The organism is Hyalangium versicolor (genome assembly GCF_020103695.1).
Classification (GTDB): domain Bacteria; phylum Myxococcota; class Myxococcia; order Myxococcales; family Myxococcaceae; genus Hyalangium; species Hyalangium versicolor.
Genome location: NZ_JAHXBF010000025.1, coordinates 1 through 20715 on the forward strand (window position 1 = coordinate 1; position 20715 = coordinate 20715).

The following is a 20715-nucleotide window of genomic DNA, read 5'->3' on the forward strand; positions in this document are numbered from 1 at the left end:
CACCTGACACAGCAACAATCCAGAGAAGGGACAGGCAGGCTGCCTGCACTTGCCTTGTACTAGGTTGGCTGCTGGGGAAACACTACAGGTTGAGCCTGCTCACCCAAGGTCAACACCCTCTATGTGCTCGGAGAAGAAGTCCAGGCCAAACCGGCCTTGGCGAAGAGCATCGCCGCTGGCGGACACATCATGCAGAGCCACTCCTGGAGCCACCAACATCTTCCGGGTCTGAGCGAGTCGGCGCTTGAGAAGGATCTGCGAAAAACCCAGGAAGCCATTGCAGGCGTGACAAACAAGATACCCACCCGGCTGCGTCCCCCTTACGGTGACGGGTGGGTCGGCAAAAAGAGCGACGTGCTCATCAAGGTCGCGGCGAAGCTCAATCTCACGCTCACGGGATGGGACATCGACACGAACGACTGGAATGCCAAGAATCAAGGGCTGAGACCCGAGTTCTTCGCACCGGCGAGAACAAGCTGGAAGAAGCTGTATGACAAGAAGCAGAGCCCCCTGGACATTTTGATGCACGTCAAGATGGTCACAGCCCGCGCGCTCGGTGACTTCATGGATGGCATGACGCGAGACGGGTGGCAGTTCACCACCTACCCCGATGACGCGCCGCCGCCGAAGAAACCGTCAGGCGCTCAGACACAGGCCTTGTTCCAGATCCAGCTGTTCGCAGGCACCCAGGACGGGGCCATGAAGAAGGTGCAGGCGGCAGACTCAGCGGGCTACACGAATGTCAAGGTGGCGCAGGAGAAAGGCCTCTACAAGGTGCGAATCGGGCCTTATCGCTCACGAAGCGAGGCGGACTCGGTGCTGAGAACGTTGGCGCCTCGGTTCACGGGTGCCTTCGTGGTGGGAGAGCCCTGATGCCCGTGGTCAGGAGAACCGCAGCGCTCCTCATGGCCTTCCTCTGGCCGCTGTTCTCCTGCGCCTCCAAGAAGGACGAGCTGGGCACTGCTTCCTCCGAGGGGAAGGTCGCCGAGGTGGCCTCCCCCGCCAAGCCACCACCTGCGGACTACCTCCAACGAACCAGTTGGCTCTGGGATTTCCAATCCGAGGAGCACCCGGACGAGGGAGAAGTCTTCTTCAACATCACGCGTGGCAGCCTCTCGGAGCAGACCCCGGATCCCTACGACTCCTGGCCCACCATCCTGGTGCGCCTTCCCGAGGGATGGCGGGTCGTGGATTTCCGGGAGAAGTTTCACAAGTACCTGTGGAGCCATGCCGCCGCAGCTCCGAGCAAAGGCTACTTCTGGGGCTTTCTGGAGTATGGGGTGGAGGACGCGGGGAGCGAACTGCCGCTCATCATGAGCATGGATGGCGGCAGAAGCTGGGCGCACGTCGCGACGCTCCAGAAGCCCGACCGCGAGGCCACGCTCTTCTCCTTCGAGATGAACATGCAGGGCCAAGGCCAACTGCGGTGGATGTCACGAAAGGACGCGCCGCCCGGGACGCGGAAGATCTTCACCTCCGTGACGACGGACTGGGGGAAGACGTGGCGCCAGGAGCCGAGCGCCGAGGTCTCCACCTTGAGAGAGGGCCAGACGCCTCCGAATGGAGCGCCGTGCTGGGTGGCGGTGCGGAACCTCCCAGAGCCGCTCCCTGAAGAGTGCCAGTTCCCCAGCCGTGTCTCGAGCTTTTCGGATTCGCTCCCGGGCTCACCTCCCCCGGATGGCGTGCGGCCCTGAATAGCGCCTATCTTCGGTCAAGGGCCTGTGGACGCGCTCATGAATGCGAAAGTCGTGTCTGGAGCAAAGCCGCGCAGGGATGTGAAAAAGGCGACCAGACAGAAGATACGGCGTGGGAAGTTCCCCTCGGACCGGACACGGCAAAAACCCTCACGCTCTTCTTCTCGTGCGAACCGCTGAAGACACAGCAGCCAGGACGAGCAGGCTGAAGGAGAGGCCAGCGTCCGCACTGGAGGTAGCGCCGCAGCCGCCTCCGCTGCTTTGCCCATTGTCCCCGCCGTCCCCACCGTCCCCGTTGCGCACGGTGACAATCTCCGGGGCGGAGTGCACCACATTGCCTGTGCCGTAGGTCATGACCGCGGTGATGGTGTGGGCCGTGCCGTCCTGTACCCTCGTGCTGTCCCAGGTGCCGGTCACCGTCGTGCCAGTGCCGCTGGCGACCTCATCCCCATCCACGCGGATGGAGAGCTGGACCACCGGGGTCGTCGGGTCCACCACCCCCGTGGCGGAGATGCGGACCTGTCCAGAGACGGTGGTGCCACCGGCCGGCTCCGTCACGGACACCGTCGGCTGAGTGGAGGACGTGACGTTGACCTGGGCGGTGCCAATCAGGCTCGCCCTCGCCGCGTCCGTCAACGTGACCGTTCGCGGCCCCGGAGACTTGAACGTCACCTTGAAGCTCGGGAGCGTGCCTCCGACAAATGTCGCCGTGGAGGCGAACGACGCCGCGCCGTCTGAGCTGGTCACATTGACCGTGCCACCGTAGTCAACGGCCAGGTTGCCGTAGGCGTCATAGGCGGTGGCAGAGAGAGTGGCCTGCTGGCCTGCCTTGACGCTCGAGGCGATCTCCAGTGTGAAGCTGGCCGCCGCGCTCGGCTTGATGTTGAACGCCTCGCTCGTCGCCGCCGGTAGCGCGCCCGCGATCGCCCGAAGCGTGTAGCCCTGACCCGCGCGGTTGATGGACAGGTCCGCGAAGGTGGCCACTCCCTGGACGGCGTTGACCGTCTTCGTGCCCGAGAGCGTGCCGTTACCCGGGTTGTCGCCGATCGTCACCGTGATGGCATCCGTGGCGCTGGTGGCCCCATTGCCGAAGGCATCCTGAAGGGCGACCCGGACCACCGGGCTGATCGCCGCGCCAGCCTGGGTGGAGCCTGGCTGCACCGTGAAGGAGGCCACCGCCGGTGGACCATGGGTGATGTTGAACACGGGGCTGGTGGCCTCCGACACCCCGCTGGCCTGGGCCTTGAGCTGATAGCCCGTCCCCACGCGAGCGATGGACAGGGTGTTGAAGGTCGCCACGCCTTGGATGGCCGCCACCGTGGTGGTGCCACTCAACGTGCCCCCCTGACCGCCCTGGAGCGACAGGGTGATGCTGCTGGAGGCATCCACCCGGTTGCCCTGGGCGTCCTGAAGCTCCACGAGGACACTGCCAAGGGAAGTGCCCGCCGTCGTGCTGGTGGGAACCTGGGTGAACACCAGCCGGGCCGCGCTGCCCGTCTGGACGTTGAACGCCGTGCTGGTGGTGCTGGTGAGCGCGCCCGCCGCCGCGCTCAGCTTGTAGCCCGAACCCGCCTTGCCGATGGACAGGGTGTCGAAAGTAGCCACGCCGTCAACAGCCGCCACCGTGGTGGTACCTCCCAGCGTGGCACCCGAGGGGTTCGTCGCCAGCGCCAGGGTGATACTGGGGGTCGCGCCCAGCGCGAGGTTGCCAAAGGCATCCTGCACGGAGACCTTCACCGCCGGAGTGATGACGGTGCCCACTCCCGTGTTGCTCGGCTGAACGCTGAAGGCCAGCCTGGCCGCCGCCGCCGGAGTGATGAAGAAGGCACCACTGGTAGCGCTCTGCAGCCCCGAGGAACCCGCCGTCACCGTGTAGCCGACGCCCGCCTTCTGGATGAAAAGGTTGCTGAAGGTGGCCACGCCTTGGACGGCCGACACGGTAGTGGTGCCTCCCAGCGTGCCGCCCGCGGGACCTCCCAGGGTGAGCGTCACTGGCACTGTCGAGCCGGTGATCGGGTTGCCCGCCGCATCCAGCACCTGCACCTGGACGGTGCTCAACAACGCTCCCGCAGTCGTGCTGTCGGGAGAAGCACTGAAGGCCAACTGAGTCGCCGGGCCCACCGCCACATTGAAGCTGCTACTGCTGATGGCGCCGAGAGATCCCGAAGTCATCCGCAGGGTGTAGCCCGAACCTGGCTTGCTGACGCGCAGGTTGCTGAAGGTGGCGATCCCATTCACCGCTGCCACCGTGGTGGTACCGGACAACACGCCACCCGTCGGGTTGGTGCCCAGCGCAGCCGTGACATCGGCCGTGGACGATGTCGCGTTGCCGAACGCGTCCAGGAGTTTCACCTGCACTGCCGGGCTGAGGGGTGAGCCCGCGCTCCCGTTGGGAGGCTGGGTGACGAAGGCCAGGCTCGCAGGCGCGGCCGGGGTGATGTTGAAGGCCTGGCTGGTTTCGTCAAAGAACCACGAGGCGCTGGCCACCAGGGTGTAACCCGTACCCGTCTTGTTGATGGACAGGTTGGAGAAGGTGGCAACACCCGCGACGGTCGTCACCGTCGTGGTGCCGGACAGCGTGCCCCCGCCCGGATTGTCTTCCAGCGCCAGGGTGACGCTTTCGGTGCTCGTCGTGACGGAGTTGCCATACGAATCCACCAACTCCACCTTCACGGCCGGCTGGATGGGGGTTCCCGCCACGGAGTGTGCTGGCTGAGCGACGAAGCGCAGGCCCGTCGCCGAGCCCGGAGTGACAGAGGTGCTGCCGCTGCCCTGCACCGTTGGATTCGTCATGTCCTTCGCGGTGACGATCTGCGTGCCCACGGTGCGGAGGGTGACCAGGGCGGTCGCGGAGCCCGCGGCGAAGTTCACGCTGGTCGCCATCCCTACCTGCGGGTCCGAACTGCTGAGCGCCGCCCTGCCGCTATAGCTCGTCACCTTGTTGCCCCCCCAATCCACCGCGGTGAAGGTGACGTAGGTGGACGAGCCCGCCTGGAATGTCGTGGGCAATCCGCTCACCTTGTAGGCGAAGACCTGGCCGGAGGGAGGTGTCCGCGTGTTGCACGTCGCATACGCCTCCGCGGTCAGGCGCACGTCGTCGAGGTAGAGGCCCTCTTTCGTCAAGGAGTGGTCGCTGTAGAACTGGAAGGCGAACCACACCGACTGGCCAGCCAGCGCCAAGAGGTCGACGGAGACCTGCTTCAGCGAGCCGTTCGCCCCGGTATTCGTACCCGTCCAGATCTGGGTGAACACGTTGCTCTCGAGGGTGTCGTCATAACCACCCGCGGAGATATAGGGGGCCGTCGTGGACGGCGTGTCACCGACCTGGGTCCACGGCCCCGTCGCACTGGTGGTGCTGTAGGCGAGCCAGGCTCCATCATAGCGAGGCTCCAAGAAGTACCAGAGGTTGAACGTCAACCGTGGGCTGATCGCGGCCGCAGACAGTTGGAAGCCGTTGATGCCAGGGGTGCTGTTGTTGCCGCCAAGCACCAGGGAGGCCACCGTGCTGATCCCATAGGTGCCTCCGCAGGCGCTACTGGCCGAACCAAAGCGGTATGCCTTCGTGGCCGACTGGTAGTGACAGCCCGTGGTGAGGGTGAGCGACGGGTCGCTCGCGCTCCAGTATGCGGCCGCGTTCGCCGGACGGTTGCCGTCGAGGTCATCGAAGTAGTTGATGCCTAGAAACTCAGCACCGGTTGGAGCGGAGGACTTCTCGACAGTGTTGGCGTCTTCGTTGAAGGAGCTGCTCTGCTCGGTGGCCCGGACTACGTAGTAGTACGTCGTGCCGCTCGTCAGGTTCAGGTCGTCCGAGTAGCTGGTGCCCGCCACGCCCATGGCGATCCGGTTGCTCACCGAGGGAGTGAAGCCCGAGTTGGTGCCGCGGTAGACCGAGTAGCTCAGCGTGCCACCACAGGCGGGGGTGCCTGCGACCCAGGTGATCGTGTTGGTGCAGGTGGATACCCGGGCATTGTTCACGGAGGCAATGCCCGCAAACGTGGGCGGCAGCGTGCAGACGACGTTGGGAGCCGCGGAAGCCGTCGCGAGGTCCGAGCGAACCTCCTCGGACGGCTGCTCGGGCACGGGGGCCGGACCTCCACACGCCAGCGTTGCGACGAGCCATACCACCCCGAGCACCTGGGTGCTCCACGCCGGGCCGCGTCGAGAAGGTAGCCGAGTGCTTGACGTCATCATCGTGAGGATCCCCCCCGACAAGTGCAGTTCCATGGCAGAGATACAGCACGAGTAGCATGACTGGCTGTCAATGATTCAGAGAACCCGCCCACTTGGGGCTTTCCCCGAGTCCGCTTCACCTCCCTCGAGGAGAGAGCAGAGCCTGGATCCGGACCAGATGCGTTGACGTCGGGTAGCGCGCGCGGAACGCCTCCCCGTGCGCCTCGGCTTCAGCGCGACGGCCGAGCCGCATCAGCGCGTCGATCGCGCGCACCTCACGCGCCTATGAGGCCGTATGCCCCTCTGAATGAGAGGAGCCCGGCCCTTTCTTGAAGCGATTTTTCGGGAGAAAGGGCGCTGCCCCTGGCTCAGCGAGGCAGGTGCTCCCAGCCGCTTGGCTAGTTACGCCGCGACTCCACGCTCTTGCGCAGCTCTTCCTCCTTCTTCCTCAGCTCGCCCGTCGGATCGCTCGCAGCGAAGTCCGCCGACTCGAACACCTGGCGCAGCTCCACCTCTCCCTCCTGGAAGGGCGCGCGCTTGAGCCACTCGATGGCCTCCTGCCGCGACTTCACCTGCCACAGCCAGAAGCCCGCGATCAGCTCCTTCGTCTCGCTGAAGGGGCCGTCGATCACGCTCCGCTTCGAGCCCTCGAACCGGACCCGAGCGCCCTTCGAGCTGGCCTGCAGCCCCTCTCCCGCCAGCATGACGCCGGCCTTCACCAGCTCCTCGTTGTACTTCCCCATCTCCGCCAGCATCTTCTCCTCCGGAAGAACGCCCGTCTCGGACTCCTTGCTCGCCTTCACAATCACCATGAACCGCATTGTCGTGCCCCTTTCTGGTCGTGAGCCGGGCGTCCAGGACCCTCGCGTCGGGACAGGAACCCCGGCTTCATGGATGCGTCGAACCTGGGCACGCAAGATCGACACGGCATTTATCTTGGATTTTCGAGCCGCTAAGTCCTGGGAATAATTGGCTCTTGGGACCATGTGCCCCCCTTCCCGGCCCGTCCATACATCAGCTCGCTAAGCCATGGGCGACGGCTCGAGCTGGATGTCGGCGAGCACGCCGAAGTGATCCGACGGGAACTGCCCCGCGTCATCTGGCTGATCGAGCACCACGCGGCATGACCGCACCTCGCCCCGCCCGTTCGACTCGATGGCGGTGACGAAGATGAAGTCGATCCGGCGATCGCTCTCGAGCCACCGCCAGCGACGGGTCATCGGGTTCCGCTTCGCCCACGTCTCACCGGAGAGTTCAGAGAACGGATGCACGCGGGCATACGCGTCGTGGAAGTAGGCGCGCCGGCCGGCGATCGTGTGGCGGCCACGCAGGAAGCGGATCTCGTCGTGCTCGGGCGTTGCGTTGAAATCGCCCGTGATCAGCGAGGGCAGCTCTCGTGGCTGGCGCCGAACGATGTCGGTCAGCTCCAGAACCTGCTTCTCGCGGATCATGTTCTCGGGCTGGTAGTCGAGGTGCGTGTTGAAGATCGCCAGCGGGCCTGCCGGTGAATCGAGCACCGCCTCCTGGACGATGCGCCCGCCCTCCTCCGAAGACAGCGGCCAGACGCGGTGCTCGAGGATCGGATGGCGGGACAAGACCGCCAGTCCCTCCTGAAGCCCCTCCCCGTTCGCCTTGGCACGCGCCCACACATGCTTGAACCCGAGGCGTTCGCCGAGCACCACCGCTTGATTCCGGATGCGCCCCGTCTGTTCGCATACCTCCTGAAGCGCGACCGCATCCAGCGAGAGCCCGCCGAGGCCCTCGCCGATGAGCTCGATGCGTCGGTCGAGGGGCTCGCCCATTCCCAGGATGTTCATCGTGACGAGGCGAAAGGTCTCCATGGGCCGGAACGGTTATCCGGCTCGGAGCCACACGCCACTGCGATGTTCACGGAGTTCGCGAAAGTGCACGGCAGGTGTTCATCGCCAACGCTTGCGCTTCTGTCGCTCAGAAACAGTTGCCGGGGGCTGCGAGTGCCAGCATGAGGGGAGCCGCCTCCAAGCCACCCCTGCTGCTCTTGAAAGGACGCCCCTGTGCGCCGAACCTCCTTATCGAGGGACAGCGTTTCCCGAGCGCTACCGCGGTGGCGCCTTCGTGGCCTTCCGCGGTAGCTGGAACCGCTCCGAGGGCACGGGCTACAAGGTGGTGTTCGTTCCGTTCGACGCTCAGGGCCGCCCGACGGGGAGCTTCGAGGACTTCCTCACCGGCTTCCTGGTGAACCCGAAGGGCCCCGATGTCTGGGCCCGCCCTGTGGGACTGTTGGAGCTGCCGGATGGCAGCCTGCTGCTCGCCGAGGACGGCAACGACCGCATCTACCGCATCGCCTATCGCGCCGCGCCCGCCGTTCCGAAGTAGGCGGGCGCAGCAGCCTGACGATAGGCCATTCATGAGCCACACACCTGCCCGAGAGCAAACTCAGCGCACGAACCAACGGTGCACGTTTGAATAGCTCGAGGTGTGCTGAGCACTGTTACAGATGTAGATGTACGTGTCGGTGTTGTTATCGCCTTGAAAGAGGGAGTGCCATGCGGCGTTGGTCTGCGTCCCCATGGACAACAGACACCCCAAGCCGCCCTGCGGGTTGGGAGCGCCCAACGGGTTGGGCGTACTGAGGATGGTGGAGCAATTGATGCCGTAGCCGCCGAGGCCGCACCCGAGCCGTCCACGCCACGCGATCGCATTGTCGATGGCACGATAGGACTCGAAGACTGTGGGGGTGGAGGACTCCGCCACCGTACCGGTGTACCGGTACACTCCGGTGTAGTTACGCACGATCATGTACTCGTGGTTGCCGGTCGAATAGTTCGTATTGTGGCCAACCTGGTCCACGAGAATGTCAAACTGGTTGTCCGCGCCGATGATCGTTTTCACGGTCGCATCCGCCAGCTTGTAAGGCTCGAGTTTGTAGCTGTTGGCCTCGCGCGGAGAGCCGAAGCCCCCAGCGTTGCCTGCAAGACCGCTCTGGTACCAAACGCGCATGATCAGCGTCCATCCACCGCCATCGCGCGTCATATCGCAGTACACCTCGAACGGAGGGTTACCACTCGAACCATCGGTATCGATGAGATAGATACCGCTCTCGGCCGAAGGCATCCGGGTCTTGATGTCGAGGCAGCTCGTGCCGGGATTCGTCGAGATCCGGCCGATGGTCAGATCCGTGGCCGTGGCCGCCGCGCAGCCCCAGCCGGACGAGCCATTGCTCTGCAACACCTGCCCCGAGGGGCACGCCTGCAGCGAGAAAGCCTGGCCAGACAACGCGAGGCCGCCTCCAGGTTGAGCCGTGTACGCCCCGCCCCCTGAACTGGGCGTCGCACAGGACCAGTTGGTCCCGTTCGACTGGAGCACCTGCCCGTTCGCGCATCCGATCAGACCGAGCGCGTTGTTATTTGCGGCGAGACCCGAACCCTGATTGATCGTGTATTGAGTGCCCGAGTCTCCTTTGGGACCTTGAGGGCCCGTGAGCCCCGTGGGACCTTGAGGGCCCGTGGCGCCTTGAGGGCCTGCGGGACCTTGAGCACCTGCGGGACCTACCGGCCCCTGAGGACCTTGAGCACCTTGAGGACCAGGCGGACCGCCCTCTGGGCCAGCAGGCCCCTGAGGCCCCTGCGCACCAGCGGGGCCTGTGTCTCCCTTCGGCCCTACTGGGCCTGGGGGACCTTGAAGGCCTTGCTCACCCTGAGGTCCCGCGCTTGTACACGCTGCCATCCAGGCCGCCATCAACACGGCCGTCCAAAAGGATTGCTTCATGATCACCCCTCCCCTAAGCGATCTGTCCGCTCAGCTCTAAAGGCGGCCAGGGTAGAGAGGGAGCAACCGCGGGGATGTACCATTTGGGAGGTATCCTCCCCGCTCGAGTCACTCTGGGCACAACGTACTCCCGATGGGAGTAGGCCCCCGTGGCTCACAGGAACCACGGGGCCTTTGATTTACGGAGTTCAGCAGTTACTGACGAACTGCCAGGGGCCCCACTCCACGTTGCTGGGGGTCTCGTTCTGGGTCCACCACTTCGCACGCCACAGGCTGCCGTTGTACGTGGCCTGGTCGTCCTTCACGTAGACCTTGGACGAGCTCCACGGGGCCACGCTGCCGCAAGAACCGCCGCTGCCGGTGACGGTGATGGAGACGGAAGCAGAGGTGGTCACCGCGCCGCCGTTGTCCGTGGCCTTGGCCGTCAGCGCGTAGCTCCCGGCTCCCACGTTCGTCCAGGAGATGCTGTACGGCGCGGAGATGTCCTCGCCCACCTTGGTCGCACCCGCGAAGAACTCCACCTTGGCGATGGTGCCATCCGCGTCCGAGGCATTGGCGCTGAGGGTAATGGAGCTCCCGGCGGAGAAGCTCGCCCCGTTGGAAGGCGAGGTGAGGCTCACGGACGGAGCCTGGTTGGTCCCGCCGCCGCTCGAGACCACCTGGTAGATGGCGCGCAGCAACGAGGTGTCATTCTGGGTGTCCTGAGACAGCTCCCAGATCATGATCCCACCGCCCTGCTGGCTGCCCAGCTTCGCCTTCGCCTGGATGGTGGCGATGCCGTTGTAATAGACGTCGCCGACGTTGTCCTTGTAGGGGGCCTGTGAATCCATCGCGACAAGCTGCGCGTAGGTGAGAGCAGTCGACGGAGAGCGGCCGTAGAAGGGCGCGCCCAGCACTGCCTTCTCCTTGGCCAGTCCGCGCCCAAGCCAGTAGCTCAGCGACTGGGACGCGAAGGAGTACGGCGAGTGGGGATAGCCACCGTCGTAGGCCATGATGTTCAGGAAGTCCACGTCACTGAACGCCGACGAGGGGATGCCCTCGCCCGAGACGCCCACGACCGCCGAGGTGAGCAGCTTGCCCCGGCTGTGGAGCGCTGTGCCCAGCTCCCGCATCAGCGTTCCGTAGTTCTGGGCCGAAGCGCCAGCATCTGGCCACTCCCAGTCGATGTCGGCCCCATCCAGCCCGGCCGCGTTCACGAAGTTCACCACGTTGTTGATGAAGGTCGCTCGCGCGCTCGCGTTGGCGGCCAGTTGCTCGAAGGGCGCGTCGTTCCCGTCCATCCACCCACCGATCGCGATGAGCACCTTGACGCCGCGAGCGTGTGAGTTCTGGACCAGCGCCTGCAGCCGACTGTCACCGGTGCTCACGCCCGAGAGTCCTCCCTGGGCCGTCGGCAGGAGGAACGCGTAGATGATGTGGGAGACCTTGTCGTACTGGATGGCGTTGACGTCGCCCTGCCATGTCGGGAAATAGCCAACGACCTTGGTGGTGAGCGCGTTGGATTGCAGCGTCGCTGTCGGCTCCATGGCCGAGGAGTCCACTGCTTCGGGTTGCCCGGAGCAGGCCAGCAGGGTGGCCAGAAACACAGCTCCAAGCTTCAGGGTTCTGAGCGGGGATGAGGTGCGCAGCAAGGATGATCCTCCGGGTTCTCGAGAGCTCCGCGACCGGAACGGCCAGCGGAGAGTGCGTCCCCCGAGGACAGCGGCTCCTGGCTGCCATCCCCGAGAATGACCCTTAAGAGGGAACGTCCGTTTATTTAGGGTTTACGGGTCCCCCGCCCTTCCCGTTCACCCGCCCAGATGACCTCACATCGCTTACCTTTTTATAAGGGAAAGCGGGTTTTGATTTGACTTAGAATGTGTCCATTGTGGACCATATGAGCAGGCCACACGCCGTGGTCCGTGAGCCACCTAGTGCGCTCACCCTCCCTTTCTGGAAGCCAAGGACGACCTATGAAGATCTCCCGCCCCCTGAGCGTACTGTGTGTTCTGCTCCCAGCCCTTGCGTGGAGCAGCCCTGTCCACAGCGTCTGGTCCAACGCTGGACTGCAGATCAAGGATCCCACCGGCTGGTACTCGACGCTCTCCGCCAACTGCGCGTTGAGTTGGAACCAGTCCACTGGCTTCGCGTTTGCCAACGCCCACGCCACGAGCACTGCGGGAGACGTCTACGACTTCCAACTCGTCTCCACGACGGCCAGCACCACCGCCGACCAGATCGTCGGCACCTGGAATGTCATCAAGAACGGCACCGTGCTGTGCGCCAACTGCACGGGCTCGGCCTATGGGCTGAGCAGCGGAGTGGGCAACTACTTCAAGATCTACGTCAACGGCGAGACCTACGGGCTCAGCGCCTACATCACGAGCGCCTACCACTACTGAGCCCACCTGTTTCGCCGCTGGGTCGACAGGCCAACGCTTCTCCCTGCGCCAACTGGATACACCCACGATCGAATGGCGCAGGACGCTGCTCAGCTCGAGGACTCCATCACCAACACCCGACGCTGATCCGACGGGACGCGCGCAAACGTTACGGCCTGGGCTTGGGCGTCCGACGAATGGGCTCACCGCCAAGCTCGACGGTCACAGGCTTCGACTCCAGCCGGCAGCTGTCCTGAGAGAAGTGGTTGGTGTGCGAGAACCGCACCGTCAGCTGATGCTTGCCGGGAGGCACGGGGTAGTCCGACGAGAGGTCCACCACCGTGCGGTAGTCCGCGCCAGGCTTCAGCTTGATAAAGCGACCGGGTGGGGCCCGTTTGGCCATCATCCCGCGATAGGAGATGAGCTTGCCGTCGACCTCGACCTCGAAGAGGTCGTTCGAGAGCATTCCCTTCTCGGCAACGCTGGGCCCGTCGAGTTCGAGCCGTCGCGTGAGCGTGTTGGAGATCTTCACCTCCACGGAGTAGCTCCATCCGTCCGGGCTGGGGCTCGCCTCGACGACACTGACCTCGACGGGCCAAGTCAGCAACTTGGCCTTTCTCGTCTTCAGGTCCACCAGGTGGCTCACGCCCCGCTCGTCCTTGATGAGCATCGCCGCTCCGCTCGGGTCGAGCGTCATCGACGCGAAGTACACCTCCTGCACGTCGGCCTCCACCTCCTCGTCAATGAGGTACCTGTAGACCTCGACCTGCCAGAGCGGCTTTCCGGACTGCGCGTCGACCGCGAAGAGCACGCCCCGGTGTGACCACCGCGACTCATACCGGACGCCGTCCCGGGTGATGGGGGCGATGACGGGCGGTGCAGGCCTGGACATGGGGACATCCTCCTCGCGGACAGCTGAGCCGCAATCTTCATCCGCCAACGGCTGGCTGGCGGCAAGTTCTTGCTGGCGGGCAAACGCTTCCCGGCAACTCCTTGCCGAAACAGCAGCCCTCCAGGGACGATCCGCTGAGAGAGAGACTGGCACGGGGAATGCTCAGGCATGGGCAGGCCCGCACTCATTCACAACACCTCTTGACCCGGGAGAGCGCATGGACACAGCGCGGAGCGTAGGGGCATTCCTGCTCCTCAGTGGATGGATGGCAAGCGTGGCGAGCTGCACAACACAGGAGAGCCGTGAGTGTGAGCAGCCCAGCACCTGCCCGGGCCAGGAGACAGAGTGCCAGACGCGAACCTGCGACGGTGGCGTTTGCGGAATCTCGTTCGCGGCGGCGGGTACGCCCGTCTCGAACCAGAGCGTGGGCGATTGCCAGAAGTTCCAGTGCGATGGCAACGGCGCGGTGGAGTCCATCCTCGATGACGCCGACCCGAGCGACGATGGCAATGCCTGCACGGTTGATTCCTGCAATGCCGGGATCGCGGTCCACACGCCGATCAGCCCTTCCTCGCTCGGACTGCCGGGAGAACACCCTGCGGCGGTAGGAACCGATCCCGTCGCGGTGGTGGCAGCAGACCTGAACGGGGATGGCAAAGCGGATCTCGCCGTCACCAACAGCGCCAGCGACACAGTGAGCGTGCTCCTCCAGAGCAACGGTAAGCTCGCTCCAGAGGTCCACTACAGCGTGGGCTCGAACCCCTCCGCGGTGGCTGCTGCGGACCTCAATGGGGATGGAAAAGCCGACCTCGCCGTCGCGAGCGCCACCAGCAACACCGTGAGCGTGCTGCTCAACCTGGGCAACGGTTCCTTCGCTCCGTCGGTCCCCTTCGGCGTGGGCATGCTTCCCAACTCCGTGGCAGCGGCGGACTTGAACGGGGATGGCAGAGCCGACCTCGCCGTCTCCAATCGTAACAGCAACACCGTGAGCGTGCTGCTCAACCAGGGCAGCGGCACCTTCGCCGCGGCAAGGGATTACGCGACGGAGGAGAACCCTGTCTCGGTGGTGGCGGCGGACCTGAACGGGGATGGCAAGCCTGATCTCGCTGTCGCCGAGCAGTCACACTCCACGGTGAGGGTGCTCTTGAACCAGGGCGATGGCACCTTTGCCGCCGGGTACTCCGCCGACACCGGGATCGTGCACCCTGCTGCCGTAGCGGCAGCGGACCTGAACGGGGACGGCAAGCCTGATCTCGCCGTCGCCAATACCGGAAGCTACAACGTGAGCGTGTTGCTCAATCAAGGCAGCGGCACCTTCGCCTCTGCGGCTACCTACGGCGCGGGAGGAAGCCCTTGGTTCGTGGCGACGGCGGACGTGAACGGGGATGGTAAGCCCGACCTCGCTGTCACCAACCACAGCAGTGGAAACGTGAGCGTGCTGCTCAACCGGGGCAACGGCACCTTCCAGGATGCGGCCCACTATGGCGTGGGAAAGTATCCCTCGATGGTGGCAGCGGCGGACCTCAATGGCGATGGCAAGGCCGACCTCGCCACCGTGAACTCCCCCGGAGGGAGTGTCCGCATGCTGCTCAACCAGGGCAGCGGCACCTTCGCCGCAGCGGTCCACTACAGCGTGGGGACCAATCCCGACTCTCTGGCTGTGGCGGACTGGAACGGGGACGGCAGGCTCGACATCGCCACCTCGAACTACAGCGGCTACAACCTGACCGTGCTGCTCAATCAGGGACGAGGAGCCTTCACCTCGAGGCTGAATGTCGCAACCAGAATGGGCACCACAGCGGTGATGGCGGCAGACCTGAATGGAGACCTCAAACCGGATCTCGTCGCCGCGAACGGGTTCGACAGCACCGTGGAAGTGCGGCTCAACCAGGGCAATGGCTCCTTCGCCTCGGCCGTTCCCTACACGGTGGGGAGCTATCCTGCGTCCCTGGCCGCAGCGGATCTGAACGGCGATGGCAAGACCGACCTCGCTGTGTCGAACGCCAACAGCAATAGCGTGAGCGTGTTGCTCAACAAGGGCCCTGGCACCTTCAGCGCGGCGGTTTCCTACGACGTGGGGATATACCCCAAGGTGCTGGCAGCAGCGGATCTGAACGGCGATGGCAGACCCGACCTTGTCACCGTCGACTCCAGCAGCGCCCAGGTGAATGTGTTGTTCAATCAAGGCAACGGCTCCTTCGCCCCGGTTGTCCACATCGGTGTGGAGCAGCGTCCCCTGGCGGTGGTGGCTGCGGATCTCAACGGTGACGGCAAGACAGATCTCGCCGTCACCCATGACACGCTCAATACCGTCAGTGTGCTGATCAACCCAGGCGACGGCTCCTTCGCCTCAGCCGTCTCCTACGGCACCGGAGCAGGTCCCCGAACGTTGGCCGCGGCAGACGTCAATGGCGACGGCAAGAGCGACCTCGTCATCGGAAGCTGGCTCAACGGTGACGTGCGCCTGCTGATGAACCAGGGCGACGGTACTTTCGCCGCCTCGGCCGGCTACAACGTGGGCGTGGACACCAATGCAGTGGCGGTAGCGGACCTGAATGGGGACGGCCTGCCAGACCTTGCCTCCGTGCACTACTTCAGTTCCACCGTGAGCGTGCTGCTCAGCACCTGCGCTCGCTAGGATTCGAGACAGCAAAACCTGACGTTGATGGCAGAGGAGCTCTGGAAATGCGAAGACTTGTCATGATGCTGTGGGTGATGACGATGGGATGTGCTTCGGAGACGCCACTCGTCGAACAGGCGCCAACCGAGCAGGAATCTGAGCAGACCCCAGCGCCTGGGAATTCGTATATCGCATGTGGTTGTGGTTGTTGCGTCGGGCCCGAACCGGAGGTCCGGTGTCTGGCCGAGGGAGAGACGCTTCAGTCCATCATCGCCAAGGACAAAGAGAATGCCGCGTCTCCAAACTGTCCGTTCGCTGGCTGCTCCTTCCCGGTGAAGTACATGGACTGCAGTGCAACGCCCCCTGCACCGTGAACAGCCACGTATCACCTCCTGCCACTCAGGTGCGATCCGAGAGCCGGACACCCGTCATCTGCGAAACGATGTCCAAGCAGGCTCGGAGGGCCGGCCCCGGCGGCCCGAGCGGCCGCGCGATGGTCAGCGCCACATGGCGCTGCTCTCCCGCGATCGGACGGTAGACAGCGCCTCGGCGCGTGAAGGTCCGGACGGATTCGGGAAGAATGGCGAGGCCAATCCCCGCCGCGACCAAGCTGACAAGGGTGTACCACTCGGTCGCTTCCGTGACGAAGGACGGCGTGAACCCCGCGGCTCCACACATCTCCATCATCGCGTCGTGTAGCGGTGGCACCGGGTCCCGGGGATAGCCGATGAAGGGCTCATCGGCGAGAGCCGCGAGAGGCACCCGCGCGCGCCTCGCGAGCCGGTGGCCGGACGGCAGCACGACGAGGAGCGGCTCCTCGTACAGCGTGTCCACCCGAACACCCGGCGTGGGAATGGGCCCCCGGACGAAGGCCACGTCGAGCTGCCCCAACCGCACCTCTTCCAGCAGCGTCACGCTGTCTGCCTCCCGGAGCACGAGGTGGACATGCGGGTGTGCCAGGCGCAGGCGGCGAAGCACTTCCGGGACGAGCGCGAAGGCCGCCGGGCTCAGGAAGCCCACGCGGAGCAGAGCGACCTGATGGGCGGCGGTGCGCTGCGCGGCCTCTGCGGCATGTGACAGTTGCACCAGCGCGCGGCGGCCGGTGTCGAGTAGCGCGACTCCCGCCGGCGTCAGCTCCACGCGCCGCCGATCACGCTTCAGCAACTGACAGCCGAGCTCTTCCTCCAGACGGCGAATCTGCTGACTGAGCGCGGGCTGGGCCAGCCGCAAGCGCTCGGCGGCCTTGCGGAAGTGCAGCGACTCCGCGACGGCGATGAAGTACGTGAGGCGGCGGGAATCGAGTAGGGGTGAGCGCATTTCGTTATCACAGCGAGCAAAGCCGATATTGGACCTCGTCGAGCACGCTTGTTCAAACTCCCTGGCATGGTCCACGCACTCACGTCCACCCTGCTCACGCTGTCCGTGTCCACCGCGAGCCCGCCCCCCGCTCCGGAGCCCCGGCCCCTCCCCGAGGTAAGCCACTTCGAGCGTACCCCCTGCAACGACGAGGTCGCGAAGGATGAGCGCATCGACTGTGGGGTGCTGGTAGTACCCGAGAACCGGAGCAAGGCGGGCACACGGATGATCCGGCTGCCGGTGATGATCTTCCGGAGCCGGGCGGAGAAGCCCGCCGCCGAGCCGCTCTTGTTCATGCCGGGAGGCCCCGGCGTCAGCGCGGTCGACAACCAGCGCTCCGGAAAGAGCCTCTCGATTCTCGACGAGCGCGACTTCATCTTCCTGGAGCCTCGAGGCGGGAAGCACTCGCGGCCCTCGCTCGAATGCCCCGAGGTCAACGCACTCACCGCGGAGGTGGCGGCGGGCCGGCTGCGGGGCCAGAAGTTCGTGGAGGCCATGGTGAGCGCGGCCAGGAACTGCCGCGCGACGCTGACTGCCTCGGGCGTGGACCTGGACGGCTACACCACGGACGCCACCGCGCATGACATCGAGGATCTCCGAAAGGCGCTCGGCTACGCGAAGTGGAACCTCTACGGCCTTTCGTACAGCACACGGTTGATGCTGGCCGTCATGCGGCTCCACCCGGCTGGCATCCAGAGCGTCATCCTGGACTCGGTGTTTCCGCCCGATGTCGTCTTCGATGAGTTCGGCTCGACGAACCTGCTACGAGCCTTGAATGTCGTATTCGATGGGTGCGCGGCGGACCGGGCCTGTGGCACCGCCTATCCCCGCCTGCGCGCGCAGTTCGCCCAGCTCGTCTCCAGCGCGGATGCTCGCCCCATCCGGCTGGGGCTGGACGCCGCCGCTACCGGGGAACGGCCGGTGGAGGTTCGCGGTGCGCAGGTGGCCGATGCCATCTACCTGGGCCTGCATCGGCGCGACACGATCCCCCTCCTCCCTCGAATCATCAGCCAGGCCGCCACGGGCCAGCCCGAGGAGCTGGCCGCGCTCGTGAAGGACAACCAGGGCGCCTCGAGGATGACCTGGGGCCTGCGCATGTCCGTGACGTGCGCGGAGGAGAACCCCTTCGAGAACGGAGCCCGCGTGGCCGCGCAGCTCTCGCCCGCGATGGGACTGGGTGGCATCGACGAGCGAACTGTTCCCACCGAGGTCTGCCGCGTGTGGAATGTCGCCTCCGCTCCCGCTGGGGTGAAGGAGCCCGTCCGCAGCGACATCCCCACGCTCATCTACGCGGGCGAGTTCGATCCGGACACGCCTCCGGAATGGGGACAGCAGCTCCTGGAGACCTTGCCCCATGCCGTCTTCGTCGAGCTGCGCGGCTTCAGCCACGGCGCGAGCTTCAATCCCTGCGGAAGGGAAATCACCAAGGCGTTCCTTCGGGATCCCACGAGCACACTCCCCACGGCGTGCGCGCTCAAGCTGAGAGGAGCCGACTTCAGCCTGAGTGCGCAGCCTGGTCAGAACCCATGAGGGCAGCAGGAACAGGTGCTCCCGCAGAGGTATGCTGCGGATGCGTATCCAAGGCATCATCGGCGCTCAAGGAGGACCTGCTCATGTCGAGCTCTGACCTGTTCCGCAAGCCCCCCGCGCCCCCCGAATCAGGGGACGCCATCGATTACAACAAGGTGGGCATGTGGCGCTCCAGTTACCTCTGGGGCTTCACGTCGGGCTTTCCCATGCGGCACTCCACGGATCGTGAGGCCTTTGCCCGGCTCATCGGTCTGGCCACGGGCGACCGCGGCGCCGTCACGATTGGCGCGTCTTTCCACCCCTACCAGCTCGTCAACGCCAAGGGCGTCACCGTATGGCAGCAAACGCTGGTGGCGATCATCACGCAGAAGTTTTGCGACCTGAAGCAGATCGCTACCACGCCCACCTTCTTCCACATGAACCCGCCCGGTCCCCAGGCCTTCCCCATTCTCATCTGGCCTGACAAACGGCTCACGACCGACGTCACGCCCGCCTTCGGGAAGTATGTGCCGTTCGTCATCCCCTACGCGGATCTGGATGATGGCTCCGTTCCGCACTGGCGGATGCGCCTCGCCGAGGAGGTCGCGACGCATGGCCACGCGCATGCCTACCTCGAGTCCATCAACGCGGCTTTGAGGTTCCTGCTCCCGGACCCCGCCTTCGTGGTGGGCTTCGGCATCCTCGACGAAGAGCACCCCGAGACGCTGGTGGAGCAGTTCGTCACCTTCGCCCAGCAGTCCTTCCCTCCCGAGTAAACGGGAAGGAGGAAGGAAGACGGCATGTCCTCCAGCCTGGTCATCTCTGCGGTCGCCAATAACGCAGCATGGTGTGATGCGGTGTGCCGCGCGCATGGGCGCCCAGGAGAGTTCTCGCGCGCGCTGTGGCTGAACCGCACCACGGTCCCACCCTTCTACCCGAACGCCGTCACACTCACTCCGGATGACGTGGCGCTACAGCTCGAAGAGATCTCCAAGCTCGACGTGCCGGGAGGCTGGGCAGTCAAGGACAGCTACGCAGCGCTCGACCTTGCCCCCCGGGGCTTCTCAGAACTGTTCACCGCTCAGTGGCTCGTCCTCTCCCGGGACGTGCCCGCCCCCGCTTCCGTCAGTGGAGCCCGCTGGCTCACGATCCGCGACGAGACCATGCTCGCCGCGTGGGAGGCAGCCTGGCGCGGACCGCAGGGAGAGCACCGGCTGGACCCGGCGCATGCCATCTTCCGGCCTGCTCTGCTGGACGACGCGAACACCCGCATCTTCGCCGCCCACCACGGCGAGGCTCTTGTCGCCGGAGCTATCGCCTACCAGTCCGCAGGCGTTGTCAGCCTCTCGAATACGTTCCTGGTGGAGGGGGCCTCCGAAGCGCTGCGCATGGAGATGCTCGCACATGTCACGGCGGCGTTCCTGGGGCTGCCGCTCGTGGGCTACGAACACGGTGACGAGTTGTCCACGTGGTGCACCCTGGGTTTCGAACCTCTGGCCCCCCTGCGAGTGTGGCTGAAGAAGGCCGGGTAAACGTACCACTTCAGGCGCCTATGACTGCGCCATACCCGGAGTGATGACAAGGGCGTCCCCTCTCATCCAAGAGGGCATGCCATAACCAGGAGATTGCCAATGATGCCTCCCTCCTTGCCCATCCGGTGGTTGCTTGTCTCGGCCGTGTTGCATGCCGCGTGCAGTCCCACGAACAGTGCTCGGTCTCCCACGAAGGACGGCGCACAGGATCTCGCGCAGGCCCATCGGCCGACGCGGATCGTGCTCCAACCAGGCCCCGCCGATGGCAAGGACACATTCATCCATAGCGGCTCCAGGAGCCGACGGAACAACTATGGGAATCGGATCGAGCTAACAGCCGGTGCATGGACCGCAGGAGATCCCTTCGTCTTGCACGGTCTCTTCGACTTCAACCTGTCTTCGGTCCCCGCGAAGATCCGCATCCACGAGGCCCGGCTGGCTCTGCACGCCGAGCTCACATCCATGATGTGGCGGATGGGCAACAACCAGCCGCCGGGCCACTCGACGCTCTCGGGTTCCAACACCTTCTCCCTTCGCCGGGTGACATCACCGTGGCAGGAGAGCACGGTGTCATGGGACACAAAGCCGTCGACCACTCCCGTTGACGAAGTCGTCCTGCCAGCCTCGAAGGCACCCGATCAGAACTATCTGGACATCGACGTGACCGGGCTGGTGCAGACCATGCTCGATGATCCCCAGAACAGCCACGGCTTCTCACTCCAGCTCGTCACGGAGGATCCCTACCGGCAGGTGATCTTCGCCAGCAGCGATCACCCGGACGCCACGCTGCGCCCGCGCCTGGAGATTGTGTTGGAGGGTGGGGAGTGAGCTCGCG

At 65.1% G+C, this 20715-nt stretch carries 16 protein-coding genes; 9 read left to right on the forward strand and 7 right to left on the reverse strand.

All coding sequences use genetic code 11. The annotated features are described in order from the left end of the window. The first annotated feature begins 123 nt into the window (after positions 1 to 123). Both KY501_RS54080 and KY501_RS40150 read left to right on the forward strand, forming a co-directional pair. On the forward strand, positions 124 to 873 hold the full coding sequence (locus tag KY501_RS54080) for a polysaccharide deacetylase family protein (RefSeq protein WP_224369199.1): 750 nt from the start codon (positions 124 to 126) through the stop codon (positions 871 to 873). Positions 874 to 905: 32 nt separating this feature from the next. Further along, positions 906 to 1694 carry a hypothetical protein gene (locus tag KY501_RS40150; RefSeq protein WP_224369200.1) on the forward strand — a complete coding sequence of 263 codons (789 nt, stop codon included), beginning with the start codon at positions 906 to 908 and terminating at the stop codon, positions 1692 to 1694. A 150-nt stretch (positions 1695 to 1844) separates the two neighbouring features. Here the strand turns inward: KY501_RS40150 and KY501_RS40155 are convergent, their stop codons facing one another. The 3 genes from KY501_RS40155 to KY501_RS40165 all read right to left on the reverse strand — a co-directional run bounded on the left by KY501_RS40155 (position 1845) and on the right by KY501_RS40165 (position 7705). After that, a complete protein-coding gene (locus tag KY501_RS40155) occupies positions 1845 to 5828 on the reverse strand; it encodes a beta strand repeat-containing protein (protein WP_224369201.1) in 3984 nt (1327 codons plus the stop codon). 434 nt (positions 5829 to 6262) lie between these two features. Next, the gene (locus KY501_RS40160; protein WP_224369202.1) at positions 6263 to 6685 is read right to left on the reverse strand and encodes a YciI family protein; all 423 of its coding nucleotides are present in this window, start codon (positions 6683 to 6685) and stop codon (positions 6263 to 6265) included. A gap of 201 nt (positions 6686 to 6886) precedes the next feature. Continuing rightward, positions 6887 to 7705, reverse strand: coding sequence for an endonuclease/exonuclease/phosphatase family protein (locus tag KY501_RS40165; protein ID WP_224369203.1), 819 nt, complete (start codon positions 7703 to 7705; stop codon positions 6887 to 6889). 253 nt (positions 7706 to 7958) lie between these two features. On the opposite strand from KY501_RS40165, the gene KY501_RS40170 reads away from it, so the two are divergent. Continuing rightward, a complete protein-coding gene (locus KY501_RS40170; protein ID WP_224369204.1) occupies positions 7959 to 8219 on the forward strand; it encodes a hypothetical protein in 261 nt (86 codons plus the stop codon). A gap of 60 nt (positions 8220 to 8279) precedes the next feature. Here the strand turns inward: KY501_RS40170 and KY501_RS40175 are convergent, their stop codons facing one another. After that, complete coding sequence (locus KY501_RS40175; RefSeq protein ID WP_224369336.1) at positions 8280 to 9119, reverse strand: fibrinogen-like YCDxxxxGGGW domain-containing protein; 840 nt, start codon at positions 9117 to 9119, stop codon at positions 8280 to 8282. Positions 9120 to 9799: 680 nt separating this feature from the next. Then, on the reverse strand, positions 9800 to 11197 hold the full coding sequence (locus KY501_RS40185) for a glycosyl hydrolase family 18 protein (RefSeq protein WP_224369205.1): 1398 nt from the start codon (positions 11195 to 11197) through the stop codon (positions 9800 to 9802). A gap of 366 nt (positions 11198 to 11563) precedes the next feature. Between KY501_RS40185 and KY501_RS40190 the strand changes: the two genes are divergently transcribed. Continuing rightward, positions 11564 to 11992 (forward strand): hypothetical protein, encoded by a 429-nt coding sequence (locus tag KY501_RS40190; RefSeq protein WP_224369206.1) that lies wholly within the window; start codon positions 11564 to 11566, stop codon positions 11990 to 11992. Positions 11993 to 12140: 148 nt separating this feature from the next. On the opposite strand, the gene KY501_RS40195 is transcribed toward KY501_RS40190, so the two are convergent. Beyond that, on the reverse strand, positions 12141 to 12863 hold the full coding sequence (locus KY501_RS40195; protein ID WP_224369207.1) for a hypothetical protein: 723 nt from the start codon (positions 12861 to 12863) through the stop codon (positions 12141 to 12143). A gap of 265 nt (positions 12864 to 13128) precedes the next feature. On the opposite strand from KY501_RS40195, the gene KY501_RS40200 reads away from it, so the two are divergent. Next, complete coding sequence (locus tag KY501_RS40200) at positions 13129 to 15501, forward strand: FG-GAP-like repeat-containing protein (RefSeq protein ID WP_224369337.1); 2373 nt, start codon at positions 13129 to 13131, stop codon at positions 15499 to 15501. 381 nt (positions 15502 to 15882) lie between these two features. Here KY501_RS40200 and KY501_RS40205 read toward each other — a convergent pair whose 3' ends face one another. Next, positions 15883 to 16800 carry a LysR family transcriptional regulator gene (locus tag KY501_RS40205; protein WP_224369208.1) on the reverse strand — a complete coding sequence of 306 codons (918 nt, stop codon included), beginning with the start codon at positions 16798 to 16800 and terminating at the stop codon, positions 15883 to 15885. 48 nt (positions 16801 to 16848) lie between these two features. Here KY501_RS40205 and KY501_RS40210 point away from each other — a divergent pair, with 48 nt between their 5' ends. The 4 genes from KY501_RS40210 (at position 16849) to KY501_RS40225 (ending at position 20708) form a co-directional block, all read left to right on the forward strand. Continuing rightward, positions 16849 to 18369 (forward strand): alpha/beta fold hydrolase, encoded by a 1521-nt coding sequence (locus KY501_RS40210; protein WP_224369209.1) that lies wholly within the window; start codon positions 16849 to 16851, stop codon positions 18367 to 18369. 83 nt (positions 18370 to 18452) lie between these two features. Continuing rightward, positions 18453 to 19124 (forward strand): hypothetical protein, encoded by a 672-nt coding sequence (locus KY501_RS40215; protein ID WP_224369210.1) that lies wholly within the window; start codon positions 18453 to 18455, stop codon positions 19122 to 19124. A 24-nt stretch (positions 19125 to 19148) separates the two neighbouring features. Next, positions 19149 to 19880: a hypothetical protein gene (locus KY501_RS40220; protein ID WP_224369211.1), complete on the forward strand. Its 732-nt coding sequence runs from the start codon at positions 19149 to 19151 to the stop codon at positions 19878 to 19880. A 102-nt stretch (positions 19881 to 19982) separates the two neighbouring features. Further along, entirely contained in the window at positions 19983 to 20708 is a 726-nt protein-coding gene (locus KY501_RS40225) for a DNRLRE domain-containing protein (RefSeq protein WP_224369338.1), read from the forward strand. The last annotated feature ends 7 nt before the right edge of the window (positions 20709 to 20715 follow it).